Source organism: uncultured Lamprocystis sp. (assembly GCF_903933125.1).
Taxonomy (GTDB): domain Bacteria; phylum Pseudomonadota; class Gammaproteobacteria; order Chromatiales; family Chromatiaceae; genus Thiodictyon.
In genome coordinates, this window is the sequence record NZ_CAIZIZ010000362.1 from 1 (window position 1) to 5,457 (window position 5,457).

A 5,457-nucleotide genomic window follows, 5' to 3' on the forward strand; every position below is an offset into this window, starting at 1 on the left:
TGATTCCACTTCGCGAGATCGAGCTTAAGCATAAACGCTGCGTGCTTCTGGTATCGGGGGCCGGTCTGGCCGACACAGGGGGCTCGGCACGGGACGCAACGTATCACAGAAATTACGTATCTCGCGCTTGGCGCGGTTTAGGAGGCTGTCTGATGAAACCAACAGGTCTCAACCGGTTCATGGTCCTCGGCGTTATACTCGCGACTTCGGCCGCGCTTGCCGCGCCCGCGCGGCTGTCGGCATCCGAGGCGATCGTCATCAGCTATAAGCAGGATTTGGTGGTGGCGACCACGAATCCACGTCAGAAGCGGCCGACTCTCGATAGCGCGGCGGTCGAAGCGGCCTGTGTTGCGACGGCGCTCGCGAGGAATCTGCAGATGGCCGCGGCGAATTCCGGGCAAGCGGTCGCTATGTTTCCCGCGCTCGGCGGCGTGAAATTGGCCAATGAGCGGTTTCTCATCAAGTCCAAAGCGGGCGCGCAAGCCTGTTTCGATCCCGATGAGGACACCGTAGGTTACGACTCGGTTGATTTCAATATCGCGGTTCCGGATGACTACACCTTGCTCATCGATCTGGTGAGACAGTTCCTGCAGGCCGACGGCCGGATGGTCGTCTGCCCATTGTGCTGGATGAGCCGCGGGTACCCGGCGACTGATCTGATCGACGGAGCCGAAGTCGGCACCCCAATGACCGTGGGGCCGCTGTTCCTCCAAGCGGAGAAGGTGATCGATTTCTGATCCGCGCTCCGCCATGTTTGCTCCCGGCTCGGTCGCAGTCGGTGACGACCGGAGCGCCGAGCGTCCTGCGCGGCCCGGCGCCGCGCTCGGACCGCGGGTGTTGGGCTGCGGCATCCAGCGCGATAACCGAATGTCGGGGCGGGCTGTTATAGCCTTCGGGCGTGATATAGCCATCGGACGTGATAGCCGGACGTAGGGGCGGGTTTCAAACCCGCCCCTACACGAAGGTCTGTCTGGATATCAGGTGCGAACGCTATAACCACGCCGAAGAGACGGCGATATCCTGATATCAGGTGCGAACGCGGCCGCCACGACGGCTGGGGATTCGCCGCGGCCGGCGTCGGCGCTTGCGGGTCGGCCTCCAGTTTCACGGCGATCCAGGCGGTGAGCGGCATCAGTACCGCCCAGCCGACCGCCAGCACGGCGAGTGCCGCGACGGGGTTGGGGAAACTCACGGCGCCAAGCCGCATTCCTGCGTAAAACGCAAGCGGTCCGCCGATGGCGCCGAACAGGCTCGCCAGCCACCAGCGGCCGAGCAGCCAGCGCATCGAGACATAGAAGGTGGTGGCGAACCCGGCCCACATGGCGATGATCCACACCGGGGCGAGCCAGGGCAGGATCATGCCCGAGGGATAGACCAGCAGCCCGAGCCCGGCCAGCAGCCCGTCCCACAGGGCGCCGATGGCGGCAACCGCCGTGATGAGGGCGGCATCCCGCCAGGGCGCGGGGCTACCGACCAACAGGATGACCACCGCCGCCGCGGTCACGGCCACCCCGACCCAGGGCAGCCCATGGGCGCCGCCGAGGACACAAGCGAACCAGGCGACCTGATACGCGACAAAATTCACGATAACACGAGAAGACACGGGAACTCCGGTCAGGGCCACAGTCACTTGCCGAACGACGTGGCGCCGGGTCCAACGAAAAGCAACATCTAAACCGCGTCCGGCGCGAAATGCGTAACTTTCATTTTGGGCTGACGGACGCGCAGCGCGACACCCTGATCGCGCGGCTGGCCGATCAGGTCGGGGGCTGGCTGGAGCAGCGGCAACCGGCGGCCGGTGCCACCGACCGGCCCACGCGTCGGCCTAGCGCCACCCCGCCGGTGGCCCCATCCGACCGGCGCCCCGAGCTCACCTTGGAGTTTCAGACGGCGCGGGGCGGTCTGCGCCGGCGCTATTACCTGACGGACGGGGCCAGACCAACCGAGATCGCTCTGCCGGAGACCCACGGCGAGCACGCATTGGACCTGTGGGAACCTTGTCTGCCCATCGATGGCGACGCACTGACCAGCCTGCTGATCGGCGACGACCCCGCGATCTGGACGCAACTCCTGGCCGCGGCGGCGGGCGCGCCGATCCCTGCTCCGAACCGCGGACCGCTGGTGCCGCCCCGGCATCCGGTGCGCGTGCGCCTCCTCGGCGGCGGTGACCTCCTGACCAAACTGCCCTGGCACCAGCTCGCCTATCAGGGTACCCCGCTGTGGCAGTCCGGGTGGACGGTGGAGCACAGCCCCCAGCCCGTCCCCGATCAGCGTCCGCGCTTCCCCAATCACAGCCTCGCGATGCCCGGCCCGGTGCTGGCGGTGTTCTCCCGCGACCGCTATCGGGCGGGACACCTGGATGACCTGCGCGGACTGTTCCGGACCCTCTGGCCCAGGCGCAGCACCCTGTTCGACGCGACCTACCTCGATCAGCTACGCTCTGAACTGCAGGAACGCCCGCCGCGTCTGCTCTACTATTTCGGCGCGGGCCGCTGGGACCGGGCGACCGGCACCTATCTCCTGGACCTGCCGGACCGCGACGGCCATCCGGCGGGGCTGTCGCTCGCCGCGCTGGCCCAGGCCTTCGGTGTGCGGGCACCGGAGGTCTGCTTCCTCAATCTGGTGGACGATCAGGGCTGTCACGCCATGGCCGCGGCCGGCGCCCTGGTCGATGATCGCCCCGGACGCGCCCGGGCCGCGGTCATCCACTGCACCCCGAGCCAGGATTTGGGCCAGGCGGCGGAGGTCGGCTTCCGTTGGCTGGAGCACCTGCTGGTGCACCGCAGCGACCCGATCATCGCCTTCCATCACGCCGGCGCCCGCCACGGCGGCTGCTGGAGCGCCTATCAGGACTGGCAGACCAGCACCGACGCCGCGCTCGACGACGACCTGGTGGAATACCTGCTCGACCGTCGCGACCAGAGCGAGCACCTGCTGGGCGTTTGCCGGGACCTGGTCACCGGGGAAACCCCGCTGCGGGTCCAGTTCCGCCTGGCGATCGGGACGCGCGGCAATCGGGTGCACGATTTCGCGCGCCAGGCCGAGGTCTATCTGGTGGAAAGCGACTTCGCGGGGGTCTTCGTCTACCCGCGCGGCCCGGTCCACCTGTCTGCCGAGGCCGCGACGCCCGCCGCGGTCGAACTGGCCTTTCGCCGCGCCTTTCGGCTCGCTCCGCGGGCCGACCTGTTTGCGGCCCTGGGCAGTCGCGCTCCGGGCTACGGCGGCGAAGTGCAGGTCCCGCTCCTGTGCTGGCGTGTGGAGAGCGACGGCGAGCCCTCCACCGAGGCGCTGCAATCGCTCGCCGGGGCGGTGCTGGAATGGACCTGGGAGCGGCTCGCCATCGGCTGTCCCGCGCGCTGGAGGACCAGCGCGGCCCCCGGCCGAGCTTCCGATTCCGCGCCATGCCCCCCCTGGCGGCGGTCGACGAAGACCATCTGCGCGACTATTTCGGCTCGCCGGTCTGCTGGTGCTGGGACCACCTGAAACCGGACTACCCGGCGCTGATGTTGAACGGGCGCGACCAGATGCCCTTCGCCGAGGCCGTCACCCGGATCAAAGAGGCCAAGATGATCGGCTGGGGCCAAATGGCGGATAAACTGCGCGCGGCGGGGCGTCCGCGTGCGTGACATCGCTGCGAGATTGGGCAAGTATTCCGCCCGGGCGCGAAATCAACGCAATCCCGTAGGTTGGGGTGAGGAACGAACCCCAACATTTCAGCTATACCGGGTCGCGCGCGCCGGGATCGCGCCGAGCCGCACGCTGCGCCGCCGCCTGGCAGCCTGTCGGACTTAGCCCCTAGGATAAGAGCATGAGTCAATATAAAGGCTTTTTGCTACACAACCTAACGTAAGGTGATTTCCGCGAAAAGTCCAACCCGTAGGAGCTCGCTTGCGGGCGACGGGTGGGGGCACAATGACGCGATTCCGGCAGGTCACGTCGCCCGCAAGCGGGCTCCTACGGAGCTTGATTCTTGATAGCGTCTTATTCGGAAATCGCCTAAAGCCCGACAGGCTGCTAGAGGCGCGCCTGCGCCGCGCGGCGGCGGCGGGGGATGCGTCACTGATCCGCAGCATCGGTTCCTATCGGGTCCTGCTGTGCTTTCCCGAGGTCTGAGGCCGGCACTCGGGCCAGGGATGGCGGAGTGACAAAATGACACTGCCGGCGCGAAAAACTGCCGGGAAAAAGACAAGACAAAAAGACAATCTGTCAATGTGTCAAGGCTGGCGGACCGGGCCGCGCACGCAACGGAACCCCAGGACCGAGATCCGGTAATCGGGAAGGTCGTGGTACCGGAACGCCGAGCGCAGGCAGACGGGCGGATCGTCGAACGAGCCGCCGCGCACAACCCGATACTGGCCGTGCGCGGTACCGCGGGGATCGATGGGATCCTCGGGTCGGTAGGGGCCGTACCAGTCCCAGCACCACTCCCAGACGTTGCCGTGGAGGTCGTGCAGACCCCAGGGGTTGGGCCGCTTCTCTGCAACGGGACGGGCCGAGCCGCCGGAATTCTGATTGAACCAGGCGTCATCGCCCAATGACTCGGGGTTGTCTCCACCGGACCAGCGGATCCCGGTCCCCGCCCGGCAGCCATACTCCCACTCCGCCTCCGTGGGGAGCCGGTAGCCCCCGGCCTGCCAATCGCAGATCCAGTGCCGCCGGGGCCCAAGCCCGGTCTGCCGGTAGCAGGGGCGATAGCCCTGCTGTTTGGACAGGCGGTTGCAGAAGTGCAGGGCGTCTTCCCAGGACACCTCGGTCACCGGGTGCGCGTCGCCGTCGCGGCCGCGGTCATCCCCCATCACCGCGCGCCACTGGCCGCGGGTGACCGGTGTCAGGCCCATGCGCAAGGCGCTGACCTGGACCTGGTGGAGCGGCTTCTCCTGATCACCTGCCATCGGGTCGGTGTCCGGCGAGCCCATGAGAAAGGTCCCGCCGGCCAGTTCGACCATGACCAATGGCCCATCCCGGACCCGCCGGCCATGCGGCCCGACCGGCGCGGTGGGCGGGCCGATGGTGCCGATCTGGCGGGGGCGCACGTCGGCGCCCGCCCAACCGAGCCCGGCCAGCAGCAGCGCCCAGGCCGCGAGCGACGCGGGGTGCTCCCAGTACCAGGCCAGCGCAAGCCCCAGTGCAAGACCCAGCACGCCGCCGACGCCCAGGAGCAGCCGGCGGCTCGCCGGCAGGCCGACCGCCGGACGACGGTGCGCACCCGATCCCGGACCAGCGGCCGCCGCCCCGCCGCCGCCCGTGTTTTTCAGCCCGGCCTGAGTCAACTGTCCTCCGCGTCCACTGAACCCCCCGCTGCGACACACGGCAGCGAGTTCCGGGGACAGTTTACTTCACTCGGGCAGTCCGGAAAATTAAGTAAACTGTCTCCGGAATTGCGAAATCACCTTAACGTGAAAGTCGCGCAGCGACCCCGTGGGAGCGGCGTCCCGCCGCGATGGGGCCGGGCGCGCA

Annotated in this window: 5 protein-coding genes; 3 read left to right on the top strand and 2 right to left on the bottom strand. The window is 67.9% G+C overall.

From position 1 onward, the window contains the following. A partial coding sequence (locus QZY03_RS18725; protein WP_295583677.1) for a hypothetical protein occupies positions 1-737 on the top strand: 737 nt, incomplete at its 5' end. A gap of 146 nt (positions 738-883) precedes the next feature. Here QZY03_RS18725 and QZY03_RS18730 read toward each other — a convergent pair. Further along, positions 884-1,603 carry a DUF2878 domain-containing protein gene (locus tag QZY03_RS18730; RefSeq protein ID WP_295583678.1) on the bottom strand — a complete coding sequence of 240 codons (720 nt, stop codon included), beginning with the start codon at positions 1,601-1,603 and terminating at the stop codon, positions 884-886. 89 nt (positions 1,604-1,692) lie between these two features. On the opposite strand from QZY03_RS18730, the gene QZY03_RS18735 reads away from it, so the two are divergent. Beyond that, positions 1,693-3,483, top strand: a complete 1,791-nt coding sequence (locus QZY03_RS18735) for a hypothetical protein (protein WP_295583679.1) — start codon at positions 1,693-1,695, stop codon at positions 3,481-3,483. 20 nt (positions 3,484-3,503) lie between these two features. Further along, positions 3,504-3,626 (top strand): hypothetical protein, encoded by a 123-nt coding sequence (locus QZY03_RS18740; protein WP_295583681.1) that lies wholly within the window; start codon positions 3,504-3,506, stop codon positions 3,624-3,626. Positions 3,627-4,214: 588 nt separating this feature from the next. Here the strand turns inward: QZY03_RS18740 and QZY03_RS18745 are convergent. Beyond that, positions 4,215-5,270 (bottom strand): formylglycine-generating enzyme family protein, encoded by a 1,056-nt coding sequence (locus QZY03_RS18745; RefSeq protein WP_295583682.1) that lies wholly within the window; start codon positions 5,268-5,270, stop codon positions 4,215-4,217. Positions 5,271-5,457: the final 187 nt, after the last annotated feature.

Coding starts and splice junctions, on each gene's coding strand:
- QZY03_RS18735 (WP_295583679.1), top strand. CDS start 1,693: ATGCGTAACTTTCATTTTGGGCTGACGGACGCGCAGCGCGACACCCTG.
- QZY03_RS18740 (WP_295583681.1), top strand. CDS start 3,504: ATGTTGAACGGGCGCGACCAGATGCCCTTCGCCGAGGCCGTCACCCGG.